Below are 25,539 nucleotides of genomic sequence, written 5' to 3'. Positions count from 1 at the left end.
AGGTTTATTTGTTACACAAGAAAGAGGCAAGTCTAAAAAACAGCAGTTTTTGTGACCGCACTTTTTTCTTCTTTTTCGTCGTCAGTTTGAGCTGGCTTCAATTTCATCAGCTCTAACACGGCAAAACGATACTCAACAAAGTTATATACCTGATTCGCAATAGCGAGTTTGAATAAAGCCGCCGCTTCATCAATTTGCCCCAAATTGAGTTTTTGTTTTGCTAGATAAAAGTAGGTTTCGGTTAATATTTCTGCATATTGTTGTGAATTTTCTGCAAATTTAGTTGCCCTTTCTTGCAAGTCACTCACGGAAATATTACCTAAATAGTATTGAACGATATTGGTTCCCCAGAAGTCCTTAGATAGCCCTTTAGCTCGTTCAACAAGGTTGGCATGGGCTTCTTGTGGTTTTAATTTTTGTTCGTTCAAATAGAGCCAGAGTACGCGATAGGGATCTTTGGTATCGGCTTCGTAAAACTTCATTAAATCGTCTTCAGCAAGATTATAGCGTTCGACGTAATAAAAATTTAAACCACGATTAAGGTGGGTATAGTCATAACTTGGATCCAACTCAAACACCGCATTAAAGGTTTCTAATGCGCTGTCGTAATCTTCTTCAAGCAGTAAGTAAAGCCCTAAGTAATTATAAACGGAAGCCATCTTTGGCTGTAACGCAAGGGCTTGTGTAAAGTCATAACGTGCGAGGCCCCATAAACCGAGGGAATCATATAAAACGCCACGTTCAAAGTGAAGCGTCGCCCGTTCTTCATTACTCATTTTACCAACTAATAAAACCTGCCCGATTCGGGTAATCATCACTTCTTGTTCGAAGTGCGTATTCGGCGTTTGATCCGAGAGAACGACTTTATTTGGTGCGACAAACACGTTTCCCGATTGTACACAACCGGAAATAAATAAAGTCAGACTTAGGCTAGATAATGAAACTAGAAAACGGAATAACCGAAAATATTGCATTGTTTTATAAGTTAGTTCGATAATCAAAACGGGTGTGCAAAGGTTTTTACACACCCTATGAGATTATTCTTGTTCTTCTGAAATATCTTCTACAGGTGCAGATTCTGCTTCAGTTTCTTGTTTTGGTGCAAGATCTTTCATGGTTAAGCGGATACGACCTTGACGATCGATTTCAACCACTTTAACCGTCACTTCTTGACCTACTTGAAGATAATCACTCACTTTCTCTACGCGTTCTTCTGCGATTTGAGAAATATGAACTAAACCTTCTTTATTTCCTACGATAGCCACGAATGCACCGAAATCAGCAAGACGAGTCACTTTACCTTTGTAAATTGCGCCAGCTTCAACTTCAGCAACGATTTCTTCAATACGTGCCATCACATTTTTAGCTGCACTGCTATCTACTGCAGCAATTTTCACTGTACCATCATCATCGATATCGATAGAAGTACCAGTTTCTTCAGTTAATGCACGGATAGTTGCACCACCTTTACCGATAACATCTTTGATTTTCTTCGGATCAATTTTCATGGTGTGAATACGCGGCGCGTAGTCAGAAATATCTGCACGTGGTGCAGGGATTGCTTGTTCCATTACGCCAAGAATGTGCATACGTGCACCTTTTGCTTGGTTTAATGCAATTTGCATAATTTCAGGGGTGATACCTTCAATTTTGATGTCCATTTGAAGTGCGGTGACACCTTCACGTGTACCGGCCACTTTAAAGTCCATATCACCTAAGTGGTCTTCATCACCTAAGATATCTGAAAGCACCACGAATTTTTCTTCTTCTTTCACTAAGCCCATTGCGATACCTGCAACAGCGGCTTTGATTGGAACACCCGCATCCATTAATGCTAAAGACGCACCACATACAGATGCCATAGAAGAAGAACCGTTAGATTCAGTGATTTCAGACACAACACGCACTACATACGGGAATTCTGCAAGGCTTGGCATAACCGCAGCGACACCGCGTTTTGCTAAACGACCGTGACCGATTTCACGACGTTTTGGTGAGCCGATCATACCGGTTTCACCTACAGAGTATGGAGGGAAGTTGTAGTGGAATAAGAAGTGATCTTGACGTTCACCTGTTAATTCATCAATGATTTGTGCATCACGTTCAGTACCTAACGTTGCAACAGCTAATGCTTGCGTTTCACCACGAGTGAAAATTGCAGAACCATGAGTACGTGGTAATACACCTGTGCAAATATCTAATGCACGAACGGTATCAACGGTACGGCCATCAATACGTGGTTCACCAGCAATGATACGGCCACGAACGATTTGGCTTTCAAGTGCAGTGAAAATATCTACGATTTTACCTTCGCTGATTTCTTCATCTTCAGCTGTGATTTGTGCAATCACATCCGCTTTAATCGCATCGATTTGTTCGTAACGAGCTTGTTTTTCAGTAATGCGGTATGCATCGCCTAAACGTGCTTCAGCAATCGCTTTTACTTTGTTGATTAAATCTGTATTTGGTTGTGGCGCAACCCAATCCCAACGTGGTTTACCCGCTTCTTTCGCAAATTCTTTGATTGCTTCAATCACAACTTGTTGTTGTTGATGACCGAATACTACTGCCGCTAACATTTGTTCTTCAGTTAAAATGTCAGCTTCAGATTCAACCATTAATACGGCTTTGTCAGTACCTGCTACTACTAAGTCCAAACGGCTTTGTTTTTGTTCAGCCATAGTTGGGTTTAATACGAACTGGTTGTCGATAAAACCAACGCGCGCTGCACCGATAGGGCCATTGAAAGGCACACCAGATAAGGTTAATGCTGCAGAAGTACCGATCATCGCGACTAAGTCTGGGCTGATTTGCGGGTTTACAGAAACTACAGTTGCTACAACTTGGATTTCGTTGAAGAAACCTTCTGGGAATAATGGACGAATTGGACGGTCGATTAAACGTGCAATTAAAGTTTCGCCTTCAGATGGACGACCTTCACGTTTGAAGAAACCACCAGGGATTTTACCCGCCGCATAAGTACGCTCTTGGTAGTTTACGGTTAATGGGAAGAAGTCTTGACCTTCTTTCACATCTTTTTTAGCAACAACAGTCACGAATACCGTGGTATCGTCCATGCTTGCCATAACCGCAGCAGTTGCTTGACGTGCAATTGCGCCGATTTCTAGAGTAACGGTATGTTGACCGTATTTAAATTGTTTAACAATTGGATTCACAATGTTTTCCTTCAAAATAATATTTAAAACAAAGCTTTATTTTCCAGATTGCGACTAGCAAAAGAAATCTTTCGAAAAAATGACCGCACTTTGGTCGTTTAAAAATTTCTTTTGATAGCCGCACGCTAATGCAGAAAATAAAGCTCGCTTATTATACAGAGTTTTAAATTTATTGGTAACTTTATTTAATATAAGCAACTTGTTATCATATTCTCATACAAATACATACGTAAGGAGACACTATGATTATCAGTGCATTAAATAACCCAAATTTCAAAGTGGGTTTACCAAAAGTTATCGCGGACATTTGCGATCATCTCAATACCTTAGATCTTGAAGCATTAGAAAATGGTCGTCATGATTTAAGCGAGCAAGTCTATATGAATGTCATGGAATTTGATACGGTTGAAGCGGATAGCAAACAAGCCGAACTTCACCACAAATATCTAGATATTCAATTACTTATTCGTGGCGAAGAAAATGTTGAAGTAAGCGCGACTTATCCAAACCTCAGCTTATACGATGAATATCGTGATGCAGATGACTACCAACTTACCCCGCAAATTGAAGATAAAAGCACCGTGACACTTTTACCAAAAATGTTCGCCGTCTTCTTCCCTTATGAACCCCATAAACCAGGTTGCACCGTAAACGGCAAATCAAGTTTTGTGAAAAAACTGGTGGTGAAAGTACCGGTAGAATTAATTTAATTATTTCGATTTAAAGCAAAAGTGCGGTCAGAAATTTATGTATTTTTCTGACCGCACTTTTTTATTATTTAATCACCGTAATTGACCATTTCGCATCATCAATTTGCTCGAAGTTTGTGACTTCATAACCTTCTTCAGCCGCCCAAGCGGGGATAGCTTCAGTGGCTTGGGTACAGTCGAATTCAATTTCTAGGCCATCGCCTTTATTTAACTTAGCCATGGCCTCCTTAGCTTCAACGAGAGGAAATGGGCAAACAAGGCCGAGTGTAGGTAATTTAACGATCATATAAACTCCTTATGATGTTTTTGCTAATTTTAAACGTTGTGGACGGATAATGGTGAAGTAGGCGGCCACCCAAGTGCCGAGAATCATCAATGGCAATGATACCCAACCTTGCCAAGAGAAAAAGGCAGTTTCGACTAAACCGTTACCGATGGAGCAGCCACCTGCAAGGGTTGCACCAATGCCCATGAGAATACCGCCGAGTCCGCTGCGTAGAATTGTAGTGGCATCCGGTACGCGGACACGAAATTCATTGCTTGCTTTCGCGCCGATGAATGAGCCGATAAAAATCCCTAAAACTAAGAATACGCCCCAGTTAATAAATTTATCGTCGCCAGTAACGAGGAATTGCATAATATTAGCGGATGGACCAGTGATCCCAAGTCCAAACTCACGACCTGTAGCGACACTGAGTGGCCAAGCGGCAAGCGCGATTAATCCGATTAACACGGCTGAGAAAAATGGGTGCCAGCGTTTTTCAAATAATAAGTGGGCAAGCCCCGTTTTCTTCGGTTTTAATGCCGCGACTTTTACGCTTGGTTTGCTGAGATGTTTGTATACATAAAAGGCTGTCACTAAAGTTAATAATGCGACTAACCACCAAGGTGAAATGCCGAATGTATCGTAAATGTTGCGTTGTTCGATATTGATGCTACGTAAAGCTTTATTGAATTCGCCTAACGGGCCGGTGCGCATGATGGCACTTAATAGCATATAAGTGAATAACGCGACCCAACTGCCGACTAAGCCTTCTGCAGCGCGGTACCATGTACCTGTCGCACAACCGCCAGCAAGAACAATGCCGATACCAAACACAAAGGCACCGATAATCACTGCCAAAAAGGCAAAGTTTTCAGCCGGATCAACATTTAATACACCGATTTCTTTTAAGAGAAAGAAACCAATGGATTGCACGGTAATCGCCAACAGAAGGGCAACAAACATTTTGTTATTTTTGGTGACATACATATCGCGAAATGCGCCAGTAATACAAAAGCGCCCACGCTGCATCACAAATCCGAGTAAAATTCCGCAAAGTAATCCGGTTAAAAGCATAAATATTCCTTCTCTTTTAGAACTAAGTAGGTCGGTATTTTCTAAAAAAATAAGAAGGTAGCGCCAATAACTTTTGGCTAGAAAATATGTTTTTTTGATATAAAAAAAGTGCGGTCAGAAATTTGTGTGTTTTTCTGACCGCACTTTATTGTAAGTTATTTCAACATTAAGGGCAGGGTTTACTCACCATAATTTCAATTACTTGGCGATCGATGTGGTGCATACTCTTAGAAGCAATTGAGCATAGATTGTCGATAGTGCGATCGAGATCGTGTTCAACGATACCTTCATTGCCTGTAACATGGGTTTCATCCATCGCCATGAGTACTGATTTATAGCCAGAAGCCACACTGGTGGACACTTTCATCGCACAGCTATTAGATGCGCCATCGCAGATGATCCCGCTGATGTCACCAATCATGCTGCAAATCCCCATGCTCACTGTTTCAAATTTACCTGTAAGCAAATAGGCGATACCCGCACAGCTTCCCATTGAGGCGGTTGTTACCGCACAAAGGGCAGACAGTTTGGGTAATTTACTGTGGATATAAATGGCCATTAAGTGTGATAAGAAGAGTGCACGGAGACGTTTTTCTTCATCCACGTTTAAATAATCGGCGACCACAACTACGGGCATAGTCGCAGCAATACCTTGGTTACCTGAGCCGGAATTACTCATCGCTGGCAATGTAGCCCCACCCATACGGGCATCGGAGGCTGCGGTGGTTTCAATCATAATTTTACTGAGTAAATCATCTGACATTAAGCCACTACCAACTTGTTTGCGTAATGTTCTGCCAATGTGTAAACCGTAATTTTCGCGCAATCCTTCGTCAGATAGCGCGCGGTTGAGGGCGGCAGCTTGTCCGATAAAACGGATTTTATCGAGCTCAACTTCACAAGAAAATTCAAAGATTTCACGTGCGCTCACCTGTTTGAAAATATCATAGGGATCGCAATCCGCACATTGATCGTGTTCTTTCTCAAAAATGACCTCGCCATTTTTTTCAATCAAAATGATGTTGGTGTGTTGATCTTGAATGGCTACTTTCACTCGGTCATTATCTGAAAACAACACAGCTTCAGAATATAAAATATGCTCGGTTTGATGAATATCCACATTAACGAGCTTGTTATCAAGCATCGCCCTGGCTTGGGATACTTGCTCTGGCGTGATGTGTTTTAATACTTCCAATTCACCCTCAGGATCACCGCCTAAAGCACCAATCGCCGCGGCAATAGGCAAGCCCACCATGCCCGTTCCCGGTACTGCAACACCTAAACCATTTTTCATTAAGTTTGGTGATACTTTAGCTTCAATACGCTCCGGTGTTTTGCCTAAATATTTGGCTGCAGTTGCTGCTGCAAGCGCTAAAGAGATAGGTTCAGTACAGCCAAGTGCCGGAACCACATCGCGTTCTACAAGATGAAGTAATGGTTTTTCGATTTCGTTGAGTCTTTCTTGATTCATAAAATTCTTTTTAAGTCTGTTAAATGCTGTCTTCTTTCTCTATGACTAATATGCGCGCTTCGCCTTGTGGATGAGCAACATGTTCGGTACCAATACCCGCATAAAAAATATCACCCGCATGGAGCAATACGGCTTTCTCTAGGCCCTCTTCTTTGTAATGCATTTCCACCGTACCATCCATGACAGCAAAGACTTCTTCACCGTCATTGATATGCCATTTGTAAGGTTTATCTGTCCAGTGAAGACGCACGGAAATGCCATTCATATTGGTAATATCCAGTGCTCCCCAAGCACGTTCTGCCGTAAAGTGCTGACTTTGAATAACTTTATTCATGACTAAATTCCTTAGTGCGCCTCATCCCAGTTAGTGCCTTGCCCCACATCTACAATCAATGGCACCACTAAATCAGCTGCGCTTTCCATGTGTGTTTTGATGAGTTTGCTATAAAACTCGACTTTTTCTGACCGCACTTCAAACACCAATTCATCGTGCACTTGCATAATCATCGCGATATCGGGATCATTTTGTAGTTTTTGATCCAATTGAATCATGGCACGTTTGATAATGTCTGCGGCGGTACCTTGCATTGGTGCATTGATCGCGACACGTTCGGCTGCTTTACGGCGCATACCATTAGAAGAGTTAATATCTGGTAGATATAAACGACGGCCGAATAGGGTTTCCACATAGCCTTGGGCTTTAGCTTTTTCACGAATATCATGCATAAAAGTTTGTACGCCAGGATAGCGTTTGAAATATAAATCCATATAGCTCTGAGCATCGGCACGGCCAATGCTGAGTTGGCGCGATAAGCCAAAGGCAGACATACCATAAATTAAACCGAAGTTAATTGCCTTAGCATTGCGGCGTTGTTCGGACGTCACTTCATCCAGTGCTACCCCAAAGATTTCTGCCGCAGTAGAGCGGTGAATATCTTTGCCTTGGGTAAAAGCATTAATTAAGCCCTGATCCTGAGATAGGTGCGCCATAATGCGTAGTTCGATTTGTGAATAGTCGGCTGCAACAACAGTAAAGCCTTCGCGCGCAATGAAGGCCTGACGAATACGGCGACCTTCTTCATTACGAATCGGAATGTTTTGCAGATTCGGATCACTTGATGAAAGACGACCGGTAGCTGTCACCGCTTGATGGTAGGAAGTATGCACTCGACCCGTTTGTGGATTTACCATTTGCGGCAATTTATCAGTGTAGGTGGATTTTAGTTTGCTGAGACCACGATGTTCTACCAACACTTTCGGTAATTCATGACTAAATGCCAGTTCCTCCAATACTTCCTCGTTGGTGGATGGCGCGCCTTTTGGTGTTTTTTGAATAACCGGCAAACCTAATTTATCAAATAAAATTTCCTGTAATTGTTTGGTTGAGGCCAAATTAAATGGCTGCCCCGCCAAGACATAGGCCTGTTCTTCTAATTCACTTAAACGGTTAGCGATTTCGTTGGATTGTAGGAATAGTGCATCGCTATCAATTAAAACACCGCGACGTTCCATACGGGAAAGCACGCCTAACAACGGCAATTCCATTTCTTTAAAGAGTTTTTCAAGAGTGGGTTCTTTGGAGAGTTTTTCCCATAGCACTTGTTGCAGTTTCATTGTTACATCAGCATCTTCCGCCGCGTACTCGGCGGCTTGTTCCAACTGAATTTGGTTAAAGGTCAGCTGATTTTTACCTTTGCCTGCAATCTCTTCAAAACTAATGGTTTGATGCCCTAAATAACGTTTCGCCAGATCGTCCATATTATGACGGCCTGTGCTGTTGAGTACATAGGATTCAAGCATAGTGTCGAAAGCCACACCTTGCACATCGATGCCATTACGGGCGAAGATGGTGAGATCGTATTTGAAGTTTTGCCCGACTTTTTGAATAGTAGGATTTTCTAAAATCGGTTTTAACAACGTAAGTGCGGTTGTTTTTTCGAGAGTTTTTGGTGCGCCTAAATAATCTAATTGTAGCGGTAAATAAGCCGCCTCGCCGTTTTCTAACGCAAAGGAAATCCCCACTAAGTTGGCAGCCATATAATCTAAATTATCGGTTTCTGTATCCAACGCAAAAAGTTTAGCTTGCTTGAGTTTTTCCACCCAACGATTTAAATCTGCTTCAGTGAGCAAGGTTTCATAACGGCTGCGATCAATTTGAATTGCCGGCAATGCTTCATCGCTATTGTCTTGAGCGAGGGCAGGCGTAGCTTGATAGTGATTAATCTTGGTCGGTTGTTCGTTATTATTAGTGATGGAATCAGCGCCATTCATCACTTCATTGAGCCAACGTTTAAATTCATAACGGCCGAAATATTCGGTAAGTTGATCGTTATTGCTTGCACCAAGGGTAAGTTGCTCCGGAGTGATATCGAGAGCGACATCGGTTTTGATCGTGGCAAGGCGATAGGATAAATCGGCCATTTCTTTTTCAGCCAATAATTTATCACCTAATTTTTTTGCTCCACGGATTGGCAATTCGGCCACTTTGTCTAAGTTGGCATAAATTTCTGCCATACTGCCGATACCCTGCAAGAGACCGAGAGCCGTTTTTTCACCCACACCAGCTACACCAGGAATATTATCGGCACTATCGCCCATTAGCGCTAAGTAATCAATGATGAGTTCTGGTGGAATACCGTATTTTTCAATCACAGCATCGCGATCCAATAAGGTATTATTCATGGTGTTGATCAACATAATGTTGTCATCTACTAGCTGCGCCATGTCCTTATCGCCGGTACTGATCAAAACTTTTTGATTCGCTTTGGAAGCCGCTACCGCTAGAGTACCGATGACATCATCGGCTTCTACACCTTCAATAACTAAAAGAGGAATGCCAAGGGCTCGGATAATATCGTGTAACGGTTGAATTTGTTTGCGCAGATCGTCCGGCATCGGTGGACGATGGGATTTATATTGCTCAAACATTTCATCACGAAACGTTTTGCCTTTTGCATCAAAGACTACCGCAATATGGCTCGGTTGCACTTGCGAAATCAGGCTTTTAAGCATATTTAATACACCGTACATGGCACCGGTCGGCTCGCCGGCTGAATTGGTGAGTGGCGGAAATGCATGAAAAGCACGATATAAATAAGATGAACCGTCCACTAGGACTAATGGATTTGGAGCGATAGTTGGCATAAATATTCCGTTCAAAAATAATGAAAAGTGTCGCATTATAGCGTAAATTGCGAAATGGGGCGAACGGATAAAGTGTGGTCAATTAAACGTAAAAATTATGACGAAGGCGTTTGGCTGTGGCATAATAGGCTCACTTGAGCATTCAACATAAGGGAATAACATGTCATTAAAACTGGTTGAAGTTGTTGTATTAGGGCAAGTGCTGCGCTTGAATGTCCCTGCAGAACAAGAAGAGATTTTGCGTCAAGCGGCGCGTAATTTAGATCTTCAAGTGTCTGAAATGAAAGAGCGTACAGGTTTATTGCAGTTAGACCGTGTGCTTTCTATTGTTGCCTTGAATTTAAGTTTTGAATTAACCCAAGAAAAAAATAAAAATGCCCAGATTGAAAACGTGTTATGTACGCGAATTCAGCAGTTAGATCATTCTTTAGAGAATGCATTAGGTGGGCGTACCATCGTAGATTAAATAAAAAAGAACCGCATGTTGAAAGTGCGGTTCTTTTTTTATGTGTTTTTTAATCTGGCGTGTAATAGAGTCTACCAATTTCAATTTTTTGTCGCCCTGTTTCTTCACGCCATTTATTGCTGTCTCGTAAAGAATAAACACAGCCACAATATTCCTGTTGATAAAAACGTTCACGCTTACTGATTTCGATCATGCGTTGCGATCCACCTGCTTTACGCCAGTTGTAATCCCAATAAATCACATCATCATATTTTTCAGCCGCACGGTGACCACAACCATTAATTTGATCCATATCTTTCCAGCGAGAAATACCAAGGCAGCTGGTAAATACAGGGAAACCATGTTCATGAGCATATTCAGCCGCTTTTTCAAAACGCATATCAAAACACATGGTGCAGCGAATGCCACGTTCAGGTTCCCATTCCATACCTTTTGCGCGATCAAACCATTGTTGGCGATCGTAGTCTGCATCGATAAATGGAATCCCAAATTTTTGGGCGAAACGAATGTTTTCTTCTTTACGAATTAAATATTCTTTTAATGGATGAATATTCGGATTGTAAAAATAAATCGTAAACTCAATACCAGAAGCCAAAATAGCCTCCATCACTTCACCCGAACAAGGCGCACAGCAAGAGTGGAGAAGTAGCTTATTATGCCCTTCAGGTAATTCGAGTTTTTCACGAATAAAAGGTGCGTTCGGATCTTTGCGCGGTTTTTGTTTGCGTGTTTTATGTTGAAAACCGACCGCACTTTGAGATTGTTGTTCTATCATACGTTAAAGATATTTTGTATCCCAGAATATTTATTACTGACATATTCATATAAGCTATGAGCAGGAATTGAATCATTTATATTTTGCCAAGTTATTTGATCATTATTAATAAGAGCTAATCCAACCTTTTCTAAGTTGAAAAACTTATCATATTCACCTAAGTACTCAGGTACTCTATATTTAAATAGATATAACTTTCCTGAATTGTTATTTAGACCAGAAGCTATATAACATGAGATTATAGTGAACTCAGTAGTCTCAGATAAAATTCTTGGTGGAACTACCATATTCCACGTAACAATATCTTCTACTGACTTTTTTAGTAATTCATTAATAATAGAAATTTCGTTTGCAGTCATATAAACATCTCTTTAGTAATTATGCGGTTTTTCTCGCGTTTAACGCTTGTATATTTCTTAATGCTTGATACAGATTTGCTAAATAATCGTAATAACTCCAAGCATTATCATATGTTAAATTATCCTTTGAAAGATTAATAAACATCTCTGTATCAGATTTAAATGTACCGACATGTTTGCCAATTGATGTTGTTGGATATTCGTAAGTAATAACAATTCCGTTAATCTTTTTTATTAGCCTCCATACATCTAACTTTCGTTCCTCAAAATCACTCTTTATAGTAATCACATTAGTGTATTCCTCATACGCTTGAGAAATCTGATCTGTAATGTAAAAGTTAGAACTTTTTTCATTATACAGTTTATATAGCTTATTCGTTTTAAGCCACACACAAAATGTTATAACCGTTCCCAGTATACTTGCAATTATTGATAGATTTTGAACAAAATTGGGAAATAAATTATCTGTAATCCATTTAAGCTCCATTTAATAGCTCCTAGAAACAGATAAATAAGCTAGAGAAATTAACGCTTGTTTATATTCACTTTCCGGCAAAATCTGAATCGCATCAACGGCCTTTTGGGCTTCTTGTTTCGCACGATCCATCGCGTAATCAAGGGATTTATGTTCAGCCATAATCGCAAGTACTTCATCGATCGCATCACGTTTTCCGCCTTGTTCAATGGCTTCGCGAATAAGCGCGGCTTGTTGTGGATTACCGTGACGCATTGCGTGTAATAAAGGAAGAGTAGGTTTACCTTCAGCGAGGTCGTCACCCACATTTTTACCTAATGCAGCTGCATTAGCGCTGTAATCTAGCACGTCATCCACTAATTGGAATGCGGTACCAAGATAGCGACCATATTCTTGAAATGCGGTTTCAATTGATTTTTCAGCACCCGCAACAATTGCAACAGATTGTGCCGCTACTTCAAATAAGCGTGCTGTTTTACTATAAATCACACGCATATAGCTTTCTTCCGTGGTATCGGGATCGTTCACGTTCATCAATTGTTGAACTTCACCTTCAGCCAATACGTTGGTGGCGTCCGCCATAATGCGAAGAATATCTAATGATTGTAACTGCGCCACTAATTGGAATGCACGAGTATAAATGAAGTCGCCCACTAATACGCTAGCGGCATTGCCAAAGGCAGAGTTTGCTGTTGCTCGACCACGACGCATATCCGATTCATCCACCACATCATCATGTAATAAGGAAGCAGTATGAATAAATTCTACAAAGGTTGCACAAGTGGCTACTTTATCGCTTTCGTAACCTAATGCACGCGCCGCTAAAACCGCAATAAGTGGTCGAATACGTTTTCCGCCACCTTGTACAATATAAAAACCAAGCTGATTAACCATCGGCACATCGGAGTTAATTTGTGCTAAAATGGCTTGGTTGACTTTCTGCATATCCGCATCTGTTAATGCTTGGATGGCATGCATATCCATTAAATCTTGTTTGTTCATCTTCATTTGGTTCGATGGTTGTGTATATAAAAGAAAAGTGCGGTGAATTTTACCCGATTTTTCAGGGTTTCTGAAATTAAACTCGAGGAAAAGCGCTTTTTTTTATTTTATTGCAAATAAGTGCTTGCGATCGAGTTGTTTTTTCCGTAGAATTTGCGACCTATTTATATGAATTTTGAAGTGCGGACCGAAAATAGTAACGGAGAAGCACAATTTATAGCGGAGTATTTATGTACGCAGTTTTCCAAAGTGGCGGTAAACAACACCGTGTGAGCGAAGGTCAAGTAGTTCGTTTAGAAAAACTTGAACTTGCAACTGGCGCAACAGTTGAGTTCGACTCAGTGTTGATGGTCGTTAATGGTGAAGATGTTAAAATTGGTGCACCAGTAGTAGCTGGCGCGAAAGTAGTGGCTGAAGTTGTGGCACAAGGTCGTGGCGATAAAGTTAAAATCGTTAAGTTCCGTCGTCGTAAACACAGCCGTAAACAACAAGGTCATCGTCAGTGGTTCACAGAAGTGAAAATCACTGGGATTCAAGCATAATTTCAGAGGAGATCAAGTAGATGGCAACTAAAAAAGCTGGTGGTTCAACTCGTAACGGTCGTGATTCTGAAGCTAAACGCCTTGGTGTTAAACGTTTCGGTGGCGAATCTGTATTAGCAGGTAGCATCATTGTACGTCAACGTGGTACTAAATTCCACGCAGGTAACAACGTAGGTATGGGTCGTGACCACACCTTATTTGCTACCGCTGACGGTAAAGTAAAATTTGAAGTTAAAGGCGAGAAAAGCCGTAAATACGTAAGTATTGTAACTGAATAATTTTACATCTGATTTGATAAACGCCCCGCATTATCTGTGGGGCGTTTTCTTTGTTTTCTTACCTGTGATTTACAATCATTAATCAAATCTGTTATCTTGGCACTGTCATTCATTCTCTTCAATATTTCTTAGAATGAAATTTACCTGAATTCCTAACTGTGCTTTAGCCAAATAAAGGAAGACATCATGAAACAACAACCTCTTTTAGGATTTCTATTTGCTTTAATTACAGCGATGGCATGGGGATCTTTACCCATTGCGTTAAAACAGGTTTTATCCGTGATGACACCACAAACGATCGTGTGGTATCGCTTTATTGTGGCATTTTTAGCACTCTTTATTTTGCTTGCCTATAAGAAAAAATTGCCACAATTTTTGAAAGGTGGTCAATTTATTTGGTTGGTAGTCATTGGTGTCATAGGGTTGTCTGGTAACTTCTTCTTATTTAATAGCTCACTTAAGTTTATCGATCCTTCTTCGGCTCAAATTTTTATTCACTTTTCCTCTTTTGGCATGTTGATTTGTGGTCTTTTTGTCTTTAAAGAAAAGCTCGGATTACACCAAAAAATAGGTTTAGTCTTATTACTTGTAGGGTTAGTGCTTTTCTTCAATGATAAGCTAGATGGGTTTCAAGGAGAAAGTCGCTATTTAACAGGCGTATTATTAAGTCTGGCTGGCTCGTTAATTTGGGTGGCTTATGGTATGGCACAGAAATTAATGCTTCGTCGTTTTAGTTCACCACAAATTTTATTAATGATTTATTTTGGTTGTCTTTTGGTATTTACGCCTATTGCTGAATTTTCACAAGTGAGAGAACTCAGCCCGTTAGCGTTTGGTTGTTTGGTTTATTGTTGTTTAAATACCTTATTTGGTTATGGCGCTTATGCTGAAGCCCTTAATCGTTGGGAAGTTTCTAAAGTAAGCGTTGTGATTACCTTGGTACCGCTATTTACCATTTTCTTTGCTCATCTTGCGCATTATGCGAGCCCTGATAATTTTGCTGCGCCAGAATTAAATATGATTAGCTATATCGGGGCGTTTGTTGTAGTATGCGGAGCAATTTTGTCGGCAATCGGACATAAGTTATTACCGCAATCAAAGTAAAGTGCGGTTAAATATTGGAGAGTTTTTATGAAATTTATTGATGAAGCCCTGATTCGTGTGGAAGCAGGGGATGGTGGAAACGGTTGTGTAAGTTTCCGCCGTGAAAAATTTATCCCAAAAGGCGGCCCTGATGGCGGTGATGGCGGTGATGGCGGTGATGTTTATTTGGTTGCAGATGAAAATTTAAATACCTTGATCGATTATCGCTTTACGAAACGTTTTGCCGCAGAACGCGGTGAGAATGGGCATAGTTCAGATTGTACAGGTCGTCGCGGTAAAGATATTACATTACGTGTGCCGGTGGGAACGCGTGCAATTGATAATGACACCAAAGAAGTGCTTGGAGATTTAACAAAGCATGGTGCCAAAATGTTAGTGGCGAAAGGTGGTTATCATGGTTTAGGTAATACACGTTTCAAATCTTCAGTGAACCGTGCACCTCGCCAAAAAACCATGGGGACACCTGGGGAAAAACGTGATTTATTATTAGAATTGATGCTTCTTGCGGATGTCGGGATGTTAGGTTTACCAAATGCAGGTAAATCGACCTTTATTCGTGCCGTTTCAGCTGCAAAACCAAAAGTTGCTGATTATCCATTTACCACTTTAGTGCCAAGTTTAGGTGTAGTGAAAGTGGATGAGAGCCATAGCTTTGTAGTGGCAGATATTCCTGGATTGATTGAAGGCGCATCAGATGGTGCAGGTTTAGGAATTCGTTTCTTAAAACACTTGGAACGTTGTCGTGTGTTAATTCATTTAGTGGATATTAACCCAATTGATGAATCCGATCCTGCGGATAATATTGCGATCATCGAGTCTGAATTATTCCAATATAGCGAAAAATTGGCAGATAAACCGCGTTGGTTAGTCTTCAATAAAATTGATACGATGACTGAAGAAGAGGCACATGAACGAGCACAAGAGATTACCGAACGTCTTGGTTGGGAAGAAGGCTATCACCTTATTTCTGCCGCAACCGGTAAAAATGTGCCACCACTTTGTCGTGATATTATGGATTTCATTGAAGCAAATCCACGTGATGCGGAAGTAGAAGAAAATAAACCAGAAGAAGTGAAATTCAAATGGGAAGACTACCATCAAGAACAGCTCGCTGAGCATCAATTTGATGATGAAGATGACGACTGGGATGATTGGGACGAAGAAGATGAAGAAGGCGTTGAGTTTATTTACAAACCTTAATGCCTAAATGAAAAAAAGAGCGGAAATTTGACCGCTCTTTTTTTATTGGGGTTAACCTTTCTTTTTCCCACCTTGACGCGCTTTAAAGCGAGGGTTGGTTTTCGAAATGACATAAACGACACCGTGGCGACGAACAATTTTGCAGCCAGGACGGTTTTTTGCACTTTTGAGTGAAGATAATACTTTCATTGAATATTCCTATTTTGATTTAAATGCGCCAAATTTACCGTAACGGCTTGCAAATTCACTTGCACGACCTTCGTTACCAATTTGACGAGTTTTACCAGTATAAAACGGGTGGGAAGCAGATGAAGTATCACACATAAATACAGGGTATTCATTACCATCTTCCCATTTCATGGTGTTGTTAGTTTTAGCACAAGAACGGATCAGAAAGCCTTGTTTCGCGTTGGAATCATAAAATAAAACGGTACGATAATTTTCAGGGTGAATGCCTTTTTTCATTAGAGCTCCTTATATAACGAAAAGAATTGGGCGAAGATACTAATTCAAAAGAGAATGATTATCAATATAATTTTATTCATAACCATGAGAATTTTTTTCATATTGAGAAAAAGAAAAATGCCTTTCGGTTGAAAGGCATTTTGTCTGTTTGGAGGGGGAGTTATCCACGGTGCGCGTTTTTCATAATACGCTCTTTCGCCACTTTCCATTCACGCTCTTTAATATCATCACGTTTATCATGTTGTTTTTTACCTTTCGCAAGGCCGATTTTGATCTTTGCCCAAGGGCCTTTCCAATAAAGAGAAAGGGCAACAATGGTAAAACCATCACGGCTTGATTTACCGAAAAGATTATCCAGTTCACGTTTATTCAATAAAAGCTTACGTGTACGCGTCGGATCGCAAACCACGTGAGTAGAAGCCAAGCTTAATGGTTGAATGGTCGCACCAAATAAATAGGCTTCCCCGTTTTTAAAAATGATATAGCTGTCGCTGATATTGGCTTTACCTGCGCGCATTGATTTCACTTCCCAACCTTGTAATTCAAGACCGGCTTCAATTTCATCTTCAATAAAATATTCGTGTCGAGCTCGTTTATTTAACGCAATGGTATTGGAGCCGACTTTGACTTTCTTCTTGGTCATTATTATCCGTTGTTCATTAATCTTAAATTGGTGTTGATTTTACCGAATCTCGCCGTGGATAGCAAAAAACAAAAGGCTGATTTGACTCAGCCTTTTATTACTAAATGATAGATTATTCTTCTAATTCACCACAGAAACGATAGCCTTCACCATGCACGGTAGCAATGATTTCTGGGGTATTAGGATGATCTTCAAAATGTTTGCGAATGCGACGAATTGTCACATCCACAGTACGATCTTGTGGTTTTAATTCACGTCCTGTCATTTTTAGCAATAATTCTTCACGAGTTTGCAATTTGCCAGGGTTTTCGCAGAAATGCAACATGGCACGGAATTCACTACGAGGCAGTTTAAATTCAACGCCTTCAGGTGTGATTAAATTGTGGCTATTTAAATCCAGCGTCCACCCATTAAAACGATAGTTCTCACGTTGTAAATGGGGTTCTTTGCCATTTAGTGTCATGGTACGATGTAATAAATTTCTCGCACGAATGGTGAGCTCTCTTGGGTTAAATGGCTTAGTGAGATAATCATCTGCCCCAATTTCCAAGCCTAAAATTTTATCGACCTCGTTATCTCGTCCCGTGAGGAAGATTAATGGAATTGCAGCTTTCTCACGTAATTCACGCCCCAGTAATAAACCATTTTTACCAGGTAAGTTGATATCTAATACGATGAGATTGACCGTTTCTGAGTTTAACTGACGATACATTTCCGCACCATCTTGTGCTTGTAATACCTCATAGCCCTCAGCTTCAAAAATTCCTCTTAACGTATTACGGGTTACCGCTTCATCTTCCACGATGAGAATTTTTGGGGTAGCCATTCATTGCTCCTTGTTATACTTCGTTATGGGCATATTCTATAATTGTAACATTGCTGTAACAACAGAAATGTGCAGTCTTTTTTTTAAATTACATTTAATTTTATGATCTAAGTCATAAATTATTAACATTCCGCTCATCTATGCTAGAATTTTAGTAGGAACAATAGTTGGAACTTTATGATGAAGCGAATTCTTCTTTTTTTATTTTTTATTTTTACCGCACTTTCCACTCAAGCCGGTCTTTTTGATAAGAAACCGGCTTTCTTACCTGTGGATGACGCTTTTCAATTTTCAGCTGCGAAAAGCGAGAATCAAGAAAATGTGATCGTCAATTGGTCGATAGCAGAAGGGTATTATCTCTATCAAGAGAAAATTTCCGTGAATCTCAACCAAGCGGAAACCTCATCATTTGATGTGCCGATATTTTCTATTTCCCCTGAAGATTATAACGATCCTTATTTTGGCTTAATGAAGATTTTCAAAAAGCCTGTGCAAGCTATTTTTAAAGTAAATCACCCACCATTAAAAGCAGAAGATGTGGTTGAAATTGCTTACCAAGGTTGTACATCGGGCTTTTGTTATCCCCCTGAAGTGAAAGAAATCAAAGTAGCCGATTTACCTATCGCACAGGTCGCTAATACTGAAAAAACATCGGAAAAATCGACCGCACTTTCAGCACAACCTAAAGCTGAGCAAGACCGTTTAGCGGAAAGTTTATTTAACAGTAAATATGCCGTATTTGGCTTTTTCTTATTGGGCTTAGGTTTGGCTTTTACCCCTTGTGTGTTGCCAATGCTGCCGTTGCTTTCAGCGATCGTGATTGGTCAAAATCAACGCCCTAATATGTGGCGCGCTTTCGCATTAAGTTTTGTATATGTGCAGGGGATGGCACTGACTTATACCTTGCTAGGCTTGATTGTGGCGGCAATTGGTTTGCCATTCCAAGTGGCGTTGCAACATCCTTACGTGATGATTGGCTTATCAATCATCTTTGTTTTGTTAGCATTGTCGATGTTCGGTGTATTTACCTTACAGCTTCCAAGCTCCTTACAAACAAAACTGTCTTTACTTAGCCAACAGCAAAAAGCCGGTGCCTTTGGTGGCGTGTTCTTAATGGGGATGATTGCAGGGCTTGTGGCTTCGCCTTGTACGTCAGCACCGCTTTCTGGCGCATTGCTTTATGTGGCGCAGAGTGGGGATTTATTTACTGGCGCGATCACGCTTTATTTGCTTGCGTTGGGCATGGGCGTACCGCTGATTTTAATCACTTTATTTGGGAATAAAATCCTGCCTAAATCAGGCATGTGGATGGAAACCGTTAAAAAGCTCTTTGGCTTTGTGATGCTCGCGTTACCAGTATTCTTAATTTCTCGTATTTTGCCGGATGAATGGACACCAAGATTATGGGCGATGCTGGGTACTGCATTTTTCATTTGGTTTGCTTTCCAAATGCCAAAAAATGGCACAGGTTGGGTATTCCGAATTTTCTTTTTAGTGGCAGCTATGATTAGTGTTAAACCGCTTCAAGCTTGGATTTGGGGTGAAGGCTCAGTACCAAGTGCGGTCGAAAATAAGGCAGTTTCTCATGTTGAATTTAAGAAAGTGGGAAGCGAAGCTGAATTGCAACAAGCACTGTCAGAAAATAACAAATCGCTTGTGATGCTCGATCTTTATGCGGATTGGTGTGTGGCTTGTAAAGAGTTTGAAAAAGAAACATTTAGTGATCCTAGTGTCCAAAAAGCCTTTGGTGACATGCTGCTCCTTCAGGTTGATATGACAAAAAACTCCGAAGAAAACCGCGCTTTAATGGCAAAATATAAAGTGTTAGGTTTACCGACTATTTTGTTCTTTAACCGAGATGGAAAAGAAATTGAGGGAAGTCGTGTTAACGGATTCATGCCGCCCGTTGAGTTTTTACAATGGATTGAGAAAATCAGTAAAGCGTAAAATTATTTCCTAATAGTAAAAAGTCCTTTTCGATTTGAGGTATTGTTTGGCTTTGAGTTAATCATTAATATACACCCCGTTCTCAAATTACTTTTTATTAGGAAAACTTTATGAAAAATTTAGAAAAATACTCTCCGTATGTTTTAGCTTTATTACGTATCATCGCTGCGTATATGTTTATCTTACACGGCACAGCGAAATTCTGGGAATTCCCAATTTCAATGACGGGCGGTAACGGCGCAGTGGGTGATCCAATGATGATTGTCGGTGGAGTAATCGAGATTGTCGGTTCAATCCTATTAATTTTAGGTTTATTTGTTCGCCCTGCGGCATTTATCCTTTCGGGTCAAATGGCTTATGCGTATTTCTTTATGCACGTTGCAGGTAAAGGGAATTTATTCTTCCCAATCGCGAACGGTGGTGAACTTGCTTTACTTTACTCTCTCGTGTTCTTCTATTTTGTGTTTGCTGGTGCCGGTGCATTTTCTTTAGATAACCGCAAACGCTAATCACATTATTCACACTGTTAGGTTGCCCGCATTTTGCGGGCTTTTTTATTTTTTAAACCTCCTAAATAATAAGCAGTCGAACCTTGAAGTGCGCTTACCAGGAAAATTTTTTCTACATAAACGCAAACGTTTGCGTTATAATTCCCCGCGCTTATTTTTAACCATTTAATGAAAGGAAAATGTAATGACAGATCGTCCAATTCGTCAGGCTTTACTGAGTGTTTCTGATAAAACCGGTATCGTAGAATTTGCTCAAGGCTTAGTACAGCGAGGTGTAAAACTACTTTCCACAGGCGGTACCGCAAAATTGTTGGAGCAGCATGGTTTGCCGGTGACTGAAGTGTCTGATTATACGGGATTCCCTGAAATGATGGACGGTCGTGTGAAAACCTTGCATCCAAAAGTGCATGGCGGGATTCTTGGTCGCCGTGGTACAGATGATGCTATCATGCAGCAACATGGCATTGAAGGCATTGATATGGTCGTTGTGAATTTATATCCATTTGCAGCTACCGTGGCTAAACCAGATTGCACCTTGGCTGATGCGGTAGAAAATATCGATATCGGTGGGCCAACCATGGTGCGTTCTGCAGCGAAAAACCATAAAGATGTGGCGATCGTGGTGAATAATCATGATTTCAACGCCATTCTTGCTGAAATGGATAAACACCAAAACAGCCTAACACTTGAAACTCGTTTTGACCTTGCGATTAAAGCATTTGAACATACCGCTCAATATGATTCTATGATTGCCAACTATTTTGGACAAATGGTGAAACCGTATCATGTGGCAGAGGAAGAAGACGCGAATGCGAAGTGCGGTCAATTCCCACGTACTTTAAACCTTAACTTCGTGCGCAAACAAACCATGCGTTACGGCGAGAATTCCCATCAAAATGCGGCTTTCTACGTTGATTTAAATGTGAAAGAAGCGAGCGTAGCCACCGCTCATCAATTACAAGGTAAAGCCTTGTCTTACAATAATATTGCTGACACCGATGCAGCACTTGAATGCGTGAAAGAATTTGATGAGCCGGCTTGCGTGATCGTTAAACACGCTAATCCATGTGGTGTGGCTTTAGGTAAAGATATTTTAGAAGCTTATAACCGTGCTTACCAAACCGATCCAACTTCTGCATTTGGCGGCATTATTGCTTTCAACCGTGAATTAGACGAAAAAACTGCGACTGAAATTGTAGAACGCCAATTTGTTGAAGTGATTATTGCGCCGAAAGTATCAGCTGAAGCGCAAGAAGTGGTGAAACGTAAGAAAAATGTTCGTTTACTTGAATGTGGTGAATGGACTTCACGTTCTGAACGTCTAGATTTCAAACGTGTAAACGGCGGTTTATTAGTACAAGATGCGGATTTAGGCATGGTTGGCGTGGATGATTTAAAAGTGGTAAGTAAACGTCAACCAACTGAACAAGAATTAAAAGACTTATTATTCTGCTGGAAAGTAGCGAAATTTGTGAAATCCAATGCTATTGTTTATGCCAAAGACAATCAAACTATCGGCATTGGTGCAGGCCAAATGAGCCGCGTATATTCTGCGAAGATTGCAGGTATTAAGGCACAGGATGAAGGTTTAACCGTAGCCGGTTGTGTGATGGCATCTGATGCGTTCTTCCCATTCCGTGACGGTATTGATGCGGCGGCGAAAGTAGGGATTCAATGTGTTATCCATCCAGGTGGTTCAATGCGCGATCAAGAAGTCATCGATGCAGCGGATGAACATAATATGGTGATGGTATTAACTGGAATGCGTCATTTTAGACATTAATTTATCTAACTATCCCCCTCTTTAGCAAAGAGGGGGCGAGGGGGAGATTTAAACGATGCTAAATATACTATGAGGTTGAAATAACTTCTGCCAAATCTCCCCTTCCCCTCTTTGCTAAAGAGGGGATTAAATTTAAAAAGATACAAGGAGCAATATGAACATCCTCATCATCGGAAATGGCGGTCGTGAACACGCCTTAGCATGGAAAGCAGCACAATCTCCATTAGCAGATAAAGTTTTTGCCGCACCGGGCAACGCAGGTACCGCATTGGAACACAAAGTAGAAAACGTGAATATTTCTGCGACAGATATCCCTGCCTTAGTGAAATTTGCTCAAGATAAACAAATTGGATTAACCATTGTTGGCCCTGAAGCACCATTAGTGATTGGGGTAGTTGATGCATTTCGGGCTGCTGGATTGAAAATTTTTGGCCCAACTCAAGCGGCTGCACAATTGGAAGGTTCAAAAGCATTTACCAAAGATTTCCTCGCTCGTCATAAAATCCCAACGGCAGAATATCAAAACTTCACCGAAGTAGAACCTGCATTGGCGTACTTGCGTGAGAAAGGTGCACCAATTGTCGTTAAAGCGGATGGTTTAGCGGCGGGTAAAGGGGTAATCGTTGCAATGACATTGCAAGAAGCGGAAGACGCTGTACGTGATATGCTTTCAGGCAATGCCTTTGGTGAAGCGGGTAGCCGAGTGGTGATTGAAGAGTTTCTAGATGGCGAAGAAGCCAGCTTTATCGTCATGGTGGACGGTAAAAACGTCGAGCCAATGGCAACCAGTCAAGATCATAAACGCGTGGGCGAAAATGATACAGGTTTAAATACTGGTGGCATGGGGGCGTATTCGCCTGCACCAGTGGTGACACCTGAAATTCATGATCGCATTATGCGTGAAGTTATTTATCCAACGGTTAATGGTATGGCGGCAGAAGGCAATGTTTACACCGGTTTCTTGTATGCAGGACTAATGATCATGTCAAATGGTCAGCCGAAAGTAATTGAATTTAACTGCCGTTTTGGCGATCCAGAAACACAGCCAATTATGCTACGCCTTGAATCAGATCTCATTGAGCTTTGCCTTAAAGCTTGCGAGGGAAAATTGGATGAAGTGAAATCCCAATGGAATCCAAAAGCGTCCTTAGGTATTGTGTTAGCCGCGGAAGGCTATCCAGGCGATTATCGTAAAGGCGATGTGATTAGCGGTTTACCACAAAGTGCGGTCGAAAATGAGAAAGTTTTCTTAGCGGGCGTCGCAGAAAAAGAAGGAAAATTAGTCACAAATGGTGGTCGCGTGCTTTGTGTTACTGCATTAGGCGAAAGCGTATTTGATGCGCAACAAAAAGCCTTAAAACTCGCTGAGCAAATTCAATGGACTGGACGTTTTTATCGTCGAGATATTGGCTATCGTGCTGTTGAACGTGAGCAGCAAAAATAACGACATTTAATGTTAAGGAATCGTATGGATTATAAAAATAAAGAATTATGTCGTCTTCGCACAATAAGTTTTTTTCTGACATTACATAAAGATAAATCCCAATGGGAAAGCGCCCTTTATTCGGTGAAACGTGATGTGGATTTATTATTGCCAGCTGTGCAGAAAGCAGGTTATACCTTGCAATCGATTCGAGTGATCACCAATCCCTTTGGTGAATATTTGGATTTAACCAATTTGCAGACAGCAAAAGCAGATTTGCAGTATTTAACGGAATTATTGAATAAATTTAATGAAAGTGGAATTCGCCTTCGATTTGCAATAGGCGCAGCGAGAAATAAAGAGGAAATTGCGTTATTGCCAGAGTTAATCGCGGCTTATGGCGACTTGTGTAATGCTTGTGTAAATGTACCATTAGATGAAAATGGTGTGTTAGATAATGAACTCATTGAGCAATCTGTTTATGCCGTACAAAAAATTGCAAACATCACACCACGTGGCGAAGGTAATTTTAACTTTACGGTGAATTTTAACTGCAAGCCATTTATTCCTTATTTCCCCGCCGGTTATCATCTAAGTCATTTGCCAAACAGTTTTGTCATTGGGTTCGAAACACCCGATTTATTAGTCGAAGTATTAAAATCTGTGCCAAAATCGCCTCATAATCAATTTTATGCTGATTGCTATCAAGCTATGTCGCAAGCCCTGCAATATCATGTAGATCAAGTATTAGAGGTGTTAAGTGCAGTCAAATTATCGGGTGAATTTGAATTTGCAGGCATTGATAGTTCGGCGGCACCATCTAAAAATTGTTCATCCATGACAAAAATCTATGAATTAATGGGATTGCCTTATTTTGGTGCAGCTGGTTCAGTAGAGGTTTCTGCTTTACTGACAACAGTGTTTAAATCAATCCAACATGTGCCATTGGTTGGGTTTTCTGGATTGATGTTGGCGGTGACAGAAGATTTAGGTTTAGCCGAAGGGACACAAAAACACTATTTTGATATCCGTGCTTTACTGACTTATAGTGCAGTATGTGGTATCGGTTTAGACACAGTCCCAGTGGCGGGAGATGTCAAGGCAGAAAGCATTGCCGCTATTATGCGCGATACAGGAACAATGGCATTTCGCTTAAATAAACCACTAACTGTACGCTTATTCCCAATTCCGAATAAGGTTGCAGGTGAAATATCAGAATTTGAGAGTGATGATTTATGTAACTGCCGCCTTTTACACATTCCTGATTAAACGAAAATTTCCCTATTTTGTTGTGAACAACGTTATCCCTACTGTCAATAAAAGGAGTATCTCATGAGAAAATTAATATTAGGTAGCCTTGTTGCTGCATTATTAACAGGTTGCTCGGGGGCTTCAAATGTCTCACAAAGTTCAACATTAGATGGCGAGTGGATTTGTCATACTATCCCGACACAAGATAAACAAACTTACGATCGCTTAGATCACTTTGTCTTAAAGCCAGATGGAACAGGCGCCTTGCGAGGCATTTCCTACATTGAATTGGATAAAGAGACAACTATTCGTTATTTAACAAAAGGTAAGGTGAAATGGCAGAGCCAAAATAATGTCTTGAGTTTTGATTTTGTTAATCGCGCGATGGTGCCTGCGCACAGTAATAATGTGGCGAAAGCCATCAAGCAAGATAAGAAATTACAAAAACAAGAAAAAGAGCAATTAGCTACGTTTTATAGCAAATCAGGCGATCACGTGAATATGCCAATTGAACTTAAACAGAATGGCAATCAACTTATTTTAGATAAGGATTTTGCGACTTGCCGACGAGTCACAGAGAATGACAAAGATATTCAGTTATTGAATCAGTGGTTTGTGAAGAAATAAATACAATTATTTTAAGCTTGATAC

Annotated in this window: 27 protein-coding genes; 12 read left to right on the top strand and 15 right to left on the bottom strand. The window is 40.7% G+C overall.

All coding sequences use genetic code 11. The features are described 5' to 3' along the window. Window positions 1–32: 32 nt before the first annotated feature. Both nlpI and pnp read right to left on the bottom strand, forming a co-directional pair. Window positions 33–974, bottom strand: coding sequence for a lipoprotein NlpI (gene nlpI / locus PARA_RS00945; protein WP_014064127.1), 942 nt, complete (start codon window positions 972–974; stop codon window positions 33–35). A 63-nt stretch (window positions 975–1,037) separates the two neighbouring features. Continuing rightward, window positions 1,038–3,176 carry a polyribonucleotide nucleotidyltransferase gene (gene pnp / locus PARA_RS00940; protein WP_014064126.1) on the bottom strand — a complete coding sequence of 713 codons (2,139 nt, stop codon included), beginning with the start codon at window positions 3,174–3,176 and terminating at the stop codon, window positions 1,038–1,040. A 242-nt stretch (window positions 3,177–3,418) separates the two neighbouring features. On the opposite strand from pnp, the gene nanQ reads away from it, so the two are divergent. Next, complete coding sequence (gene nanQ / locus PARA_RS00935; protein WP_014064125.1) at window positions 3,419–3,886, top strand: N-acetylneuraminate anomerase; 468 nt, start codon at window positions 3,419–3,421, stop codon at window positions 3,884–3,886. Window positions 3,887–3,950: 64 nt separating this feature from the next. Here the strand turns inward: nanQ and PARA_RS00930 are convergent, their stop codons facing one another. The 5 genes from PARA_RS00930 to polA all read right to left on the bottom strand — a co-directional run bounded on the left by PARA_RS00930 (window position 3,951) and on the right by polA (window position 9,840). Continuing rightward, the gene (locus PARA_RS00930) at window positions 3,951–4,172 is read right to left on the bottom strand and encodes a sulfurtransferase TusA family protein (protein ID WP_005631077.1); all 222 of its coding nucleotides are present in this window, start codon (window positions 4,170–4,172) and stop codon (window positions 3,951–3,953) included. Between the two features lie 9 nt (window positions 4,173–4,181). Continuing rightward, window positions 4,182–5,225 (bottom strand): YeeE/YedE family protein, encoded by a 1,044-nt coding sequence (locus PARA_RS00925; protein ID WP_014064124.1) that lies wholly within the window; start codon window positions 5,223–5,225, stop codon window positions 4,182–4,184. 166 nt (window positions 5,226–5,391) lie between these two features. Continuing rightward, a complete protein-coding gene (locus tag PARA_RS00920; protein ID WP_014064123.1) occupies window positions 5,392–6,696 on the bottom strand; it encodes a serine dehydratase subunit alpha family protein in 1,305 nt (434 codons plus the stop codon). 19 nt (window positions 6,697–6,715) lie between these two features. Beyond that, window positions 6,716–7,030, bottom strand: coding sequence for a cupin domain-containing protein (locus tag PARA_RS00915; protein ID WP_014064122.1), 315 nt, complete (start codon window positions 7,028–7,030; stop codon window positions 6,716–6,718). An 11-nt stretch (window positions 7,031–7,041) separates the two neighbouring features. Continuing rightward, the gene (gene polA, locus PARA_RS00910; RefSeq protein WP_014064121.1) at window positions 7,042–9,840 is read right to left on the bottom strand and encodes a DNA polymerase I; all 2,799 of its coding nucleotides are present in this window, start codon (window positions 9,838–9,840) and stop codon (window positions 7,042–7,044) included. A gap of 160 nt (window positions 9,841–10,000) precedes the next feature. Here polA and PARA_RS00905 point away from each other — a divergent pair, with 160 nt between their 5' ends. After that, window positions 10,001–10,306 (top strand): cell division protein ZapA, encoded by a 306-nt coding sequence (locus PARA_RS00905; protein ID WP_005695425.1) that lies wholly within the window; start codon window positions 10,001–10,003, stop codon window positions 10,304–10,306. A 49-nt stretch (window positions 10,307–10,355) separates the two neighbouring features. Here the strand turns inward: PARA_RS00905 and PARA_RS00900 are convergent, their stop codons facing one another. From PARA_RS00900 to ispB, 4 genes are read right to left on the bottom strand one after another with little or no spacing between them, the layout of a single operon-like run. After that, window positions 10,356–11,081: an epoxyqueuosine reductase QueH gene (locus PARA_RS00900; RefSeq protein WP_014064120.1), complete on the bottom strand. Its 726-nt coding sequence runs from the start codon at window positions 11,079–11,081 to the stop codon at window positions 10,356–10,358. After that, window positions 11,078–11,440 carry a hypothetical protein gene (locus PARA_RS00895; RefSeq protein ID WP_014064119.1) on the bottom strand — a complete coding sequence of 121 codons (363 nt, stop codon included), beginning with the start codon at window positions 11,438–11,440 and terminating at the stop codon, window positions 11,078–11,080. The genes PARA_RS00900 and PARA_RS00895 overlap by 4 nt, the downstream gene beginning before the upstream one ends. A 19-nt stretch (window positions 11,441–11,459) precedes the next feature. Next, complete coding sequence (locus PARA_RS00890; protein ID WP_014064118.1) at window positions 11,460–11,927, bottom strand: hypothetical protein; 468 nt, start codon at window positions 11,925–11,927, stop codon at window positions 11,460–11,462. After that, window positions 11,928–12,917, bottom strand: coding sequence for an octaprenyl diphosphate synthase (gene ispB / locus PARA_RS00885; RefSeq protein ID WP_041918190.1), 990 nt, complete (start codon window positions 12,915–12,917; stop codon window positions 11,928–11,930). It abuts the gene before it with no gap. A gap of 230 nt (window positions 12,918–13,147) precedes the next feature. Here ispB and rplU point away from each other — a divergent pair, with 230 nt between their 5' ends. The 4 genes from rplU (at window position 13,148) to cgtA (ending at window position 16,041) form a co-directional block, all read left to right on the top strand. Further along, window positions 13,148–13,459 carry a 50S ribosomal protein L21 gene (gene rplU / locus PARA_RS00880; RefSeq protein WP_005695431.1) on the top strand — a complete coding sequence of 104 codons (312 nt, stop codon included), beginning with the start codon at window positions 13,148–13,150 and terminating at the stop codon, window positions 13,457–13,459. A gap of 20 nt (window positions 13,460–13,479) precedes the next feature. After that, window positions 13,480–13,737 carry a 50S ribosomal protein L27 gene (gene rpmA / locus PARA_RS00875; RefSeq protein WP_005539872.1) on the top strand — a complete coding sequence of 86 codons (258 nt, stop codon included), beginning with the start codon at window positions 13,480–13,482 and terminating at the stop codon, window positions 13,735–13,737. Window positions 13,738–13,923: 186 nt separating this feature from the next. Beyond that, the gene (locus tag PARA_RS00870) at window positions 13,924–14,841 is read left to right on the top strand and encodes a DMT family transporter (protein ID WP_014064116.1); all 918 of its coding nucleotides are present in this window, start codon (window positions 13,924–13,926) and stop codon (window positions 14,839–14,841) included. Window positions 14,842–14,868: 27 nt separating this feature from the next. Continuing rightward, a complete protein-coding gene (cgtA, locus tag PARA_RS00865) occupies window positions 14,869–16,041 on the top strand; it encodes an Obg family GTPase CgtA (RefSeq protein ID WP_005697855.1) in 1,173 nt (390 codons plus the stop codon). 51 nt (window positions 16,042–16,092) lie between these two features. Here cgtA and ykgO read toward each other — a convergent pair whose 3' ends face one another. The 4 genes from ykgO to arcA form a co-directional block, all read right to left on the bottom strand. Beyond that, window positions 16,093–16,230 carry a type B 50S ribosomal protein L36 gene (gene ykgO, locus PARA_RS00860; protein WP_005695435.1) on the bottom strand — a complete coding sequence of 46 codons (138 nt, stop codon included), beginning with the start codon at window positions 16,228–16,230 and terminating at the stop codon, window positions 16,093–16,095. A 9-nt stretch (window positions 16,231–16,239) separates the two neighbouring features. Further along, complete coding sequence (locus tag PARA_RS00855) at window positions 16,240–16,506, bottom strand: type B 50S ribosomal protein L31 (protein ID WP_014064115.1); 267 nt, start codon at window positions 16,504–16,506, stop codon at window positions 16,240–16,242. 160 nt (window positions 16,507–16,666) lie between these two features. After that, on the bottom strand, window positions 16,667–17,149 hold the full coding sequence (smpB, locus tag PARA_RS00850) for an SsrA-binding protein SmpB (protein WP_014064114.1): 483 nt from the start codon (window positions 17,147–17,149) through the stop codon (window positions 16,667–16,669). A 112-nt stretch (window positions 17,150–17,261) separates the two neighbouring features. After that, window positions 17,262–17,975 (bottom strand): two-component system response regulator ArcA, encoded by a 714-nt coding sequence (gene arcA, locus PARA_RS00845; RefSeq protein ID WP_014064113.1) that lies wholly within the window; start codon window positions 17,973–17,975, stop codon window positions 17,262–17,264. A gap of 180 nt (window positions 17,976–18,155) precedes the next feature. Here arcA and PARA_RS00840 point away from each other — a divergent pair, with 180 nt between their 5' ends. From PARA_RS00840 to PARA_RS00815, 6 genes are all read left to right on the top strand, one after another. Continuing rightward, on the top strand, window positions 18,156–19,922 hold the full coding sequence (locus tag PARA_RS00840) for a protein-disulfide reductase DsbD (RefSeq protein ID WP_041918189.1): 1,767 nt from the start codon (window positions 18,156–18,158) through the stop codon (window positions 19,920–19,922). A 110-nt stretch (window positions 19,923–20,032) separates the two neighbouring features. Continuing rightward, a complete protein-coding gene (locus PARA_RS00835) occupies window positions 20,033–20,431 on the top strand; it encodes a DoxX family protein (RefSeq protein ID WP_014064111.1) in 399 nt (132 codons plus the stop codon). A gap of 184 nt (window positions 20,432–20,615) precedes the next feature. Next, a complete protein-coding gene (gene purH / locus PARA_RS00830; RefSeq protein WP_014064110.1) occupies window positions 20,616–22,214 on the top strand; it encodes a bifunctional phosphoribosylaminoimidazolecarboxamide formyltransferase/IMP cyclohydrolase in 1,599 nt (532 codons plus the stop codon). 154 nt (window positions 22,215–22,368) lie between these two features. Next, on the top strand, window positions 22,369–23,658 hold the full coding sequence (gene purD / locus PARA_RS00825) for a phosphoribosylamine--glycine ligase (RefSeq protein ID WP_014064109.1): 1,290 nt from the start codon (window positions 22,369–22,371) through the stop codon (window positions 23,656–23,658). Between the two features lie 24 nt (window positions 23,659–23,682). Beyond that, on the top strand, window positions 23,683–24,906 hold the full coding sequence (locus PARA_RS00820; RefSeq protein WP_014064108.1) for a DUF711 family protein: 1,224 nt from the start codon (window positions 23,683–23,685) through the stop codon (window positions 24,904–24,906). 63 nt (window positions 24,907–24,969) lie between these two features. Next, window positions 24,970–25,515, top strand: a complete 546-nt coding sequence (locus PARA_RS00815; protein WP_014064107.1) for a hypothetical protein — start codon at window positions 24,970–24,972, stop codon at window positions 25,513–25,515. Window positions 25,516–25,539 lie beyond the last annotated feature (24 nt).

Origin of the sequence: Haemophilus parainfluenzae T3T1, from assembly GCF_000210895.1 — a bacterium.
In the GTDB taxonomy this organism is placed as follows: Bacteria; Pseudomonadota; Gammaproteobacteria; order Enterobacterales; family Pasteurellaceae; genus Haemophilus_D; species Haemophilus_D parainfluenzae_A.
The sequence above is the reverse complement of the archived record's forward strand: the minus strand, read 5'-3'. Positions and strand labels throughout refer to the sequence as shown.

Excerpts from the sequence above, each read along its gene's own strand:
- nlpI (WP_014064127.1), bottom strand. The coding sequence starts at position 974 with ATGCAATATTTTCGGTTATTCCGTTTTCTAGTTTCATTATCTAGCCTA.
- nanQ (WP_014064125.1), top strand. The coding sequence starts at position 3,419 with ATGATTATCAGTGCATTAAATAACCCAAATTTCAAAGTGGGTTTACCA.
- PARA_RS00930 (WP_005631077.1), bottom strand. The coding sequence starts at position 4,172 with ATGATCGTTAAATTACCTACACTCGGCCTTGTTTGCCCATTTCCTCTC.
- PARA_RS00925 (WP_014064124.1), bottom strand. The coding sequence starts at position 5,225 with ATGCTTTTAACCGGATTACTTTGCGGAATTTTACTCGGATTTGTGATG.
- PARA_RS00920 (WP_014064123.1), bottom strand. The coding sequence starts at position 6,696 with ATGAATCAAGAAAGACTCAACGAAATCGAAAAACCATTACTTCATCTT.
- PARA_RS00915 (WP_014064122.1), bottom strand. The coding sequence starts at position 7,030 with ATGAATAAAGTTATTCAAAGTCAGCACTTTACGGCAGAACGTGCTTGG.
- polA (WP_014064121.1), bottom strand. The coding sequence starts at position 9,840 with ATGCCAACTATCGCTCCAAATCCATTAGTCCTAGTGGACGGTTCATCT.
- PARA_RS00905 (WP_005695425.1), top strand. The coding sequence starts at position 10,001 with ATGTCATTAAAACTGGTTGAAGTTGTTGTATTAGGGCAAGTGCTGCGC.
- PARA_RS00900 (WP_014064120.1), bottom strand. The coding sequence starts at position 11,081 with ATGATAGAACAACAATCTCAAAGTGCGGTCGGTTTTCAACATAAAACA.
- PARA_RS00895 (WP_014064119.1), bottom strand. The coding sequence starts at position 11,440 with ATGACTGCAAACGAAATTTCTATTATTAATGAATTACTAAAAAAGTCA.
- PARA_RS00890 (WP_014064118.1), bottom strand. The coding sequence starts at position 11,927 with ATGGAGCTTAAATGGATTACAGATAATTTATTTCCCAATTTTGTTCAA.
- ispB (WP_041918190.1), bottom strand. The coding sequence starts at position 12,917 with ATGAACAAACAAGATTTAATGGATATGCATGCCATCCAAGCATTAACA.
- rplU (WP_005695431.1), top strand. The coding sequence starts at position 13,148 with ATGTACGCAGTTTTCCAAAGTGGCGGTAAACAACACCGTGTGAGCGAA.
- rpmA (WP_005539872.1), top strand. The coding sequence starts at position 13,480 with ATGGCAACTAAAAAAGCTGGTGGTTCAACTCGTAACGGTCGTGATTCT.
- PARA_RS00870 (WP_014064116.1), top strand. The coding sequence starts at position 13,924 with ATGAAACAACAACCTCTTTTAGGATTTCTATTTGCTTTAATTACAGCG.
- cgtA (WP_005697855.1), top strand. The coding sequence starts at position 14,869 with ATGAAATTTATTGATGAAGCCCTGATTCGTGTGGAAGCAGGGGATGGT.
- ykgO (WP_005695435.1), bottom strand. The coding sequence starts at position 16,230 with ATGAAAGTATTATCTTCACTCAAAAGTGCAAAAAACCGTCCTGGCTGC.
- PARA_RS00855 (WP_014064115.1), bottom strand. The coding sequence starts at position 16,506 with ATGAAAAAAGGCATTCACCCTGAAAATTATCGTACCGTTTTATTTTAT.
- smpB (WP_014064114.1), bottom strand. The coding sequence starts at position 17,149 with ATGACCAAGAAGAAAGTCAAAGTCGGCTCCAATACCATTGCGTTAAAT.
- arcA (WP_014064113.1), bottom strand. The coding sequence starts at position 17,975 with ATGGCTACCCCAAAAATTCTCATCGTGGAAGATGAAGCGGTAACCCGT.
- PARA_RS00840 (WP_041918189.1), top strand. The coding sequence starts at position 18,156 with ATGAAGCGAATTCTTCTTTTTTTATTTTTTATTTTTACCGCACTTTCC.
- PARA_RS00835 (WP_014064111.1), top strand. The coding sequence starts at position 20,033 with ATGAAAAATTTAGAAAAATACTCTCCGTATGTTTTAGCTTTATTACGT.
- purH (WP_014064110.1), top strand. The coding sequence starts at position 20,616 with ATGACAGATCGTCCAATTCGTCAGGCTTTACTGAGTGTTTCTGATAAA.
- purD (WP_014064109.1), top strand. The coding sequence starts at position 22,369 with ATGAACATCCTCATCATCGGAAATGGCGGTCGTGAACACGCCTTAGCA.
- PARA_RS00820 (WP_014064108.1), top strand. The coding sequence starts at position 23,683 with ATGGATTATAAAAATAAAGAATTATGTCGTCTTCGCACAATAAGTTTT.
- PARA_RS00815 (WP_014064107.1), top strand. The coding sequence starts at position 24,970 with ATGAGAAAATTAATATTAGGTAGCCTTGTTGCTGCATTATTAACAGGT.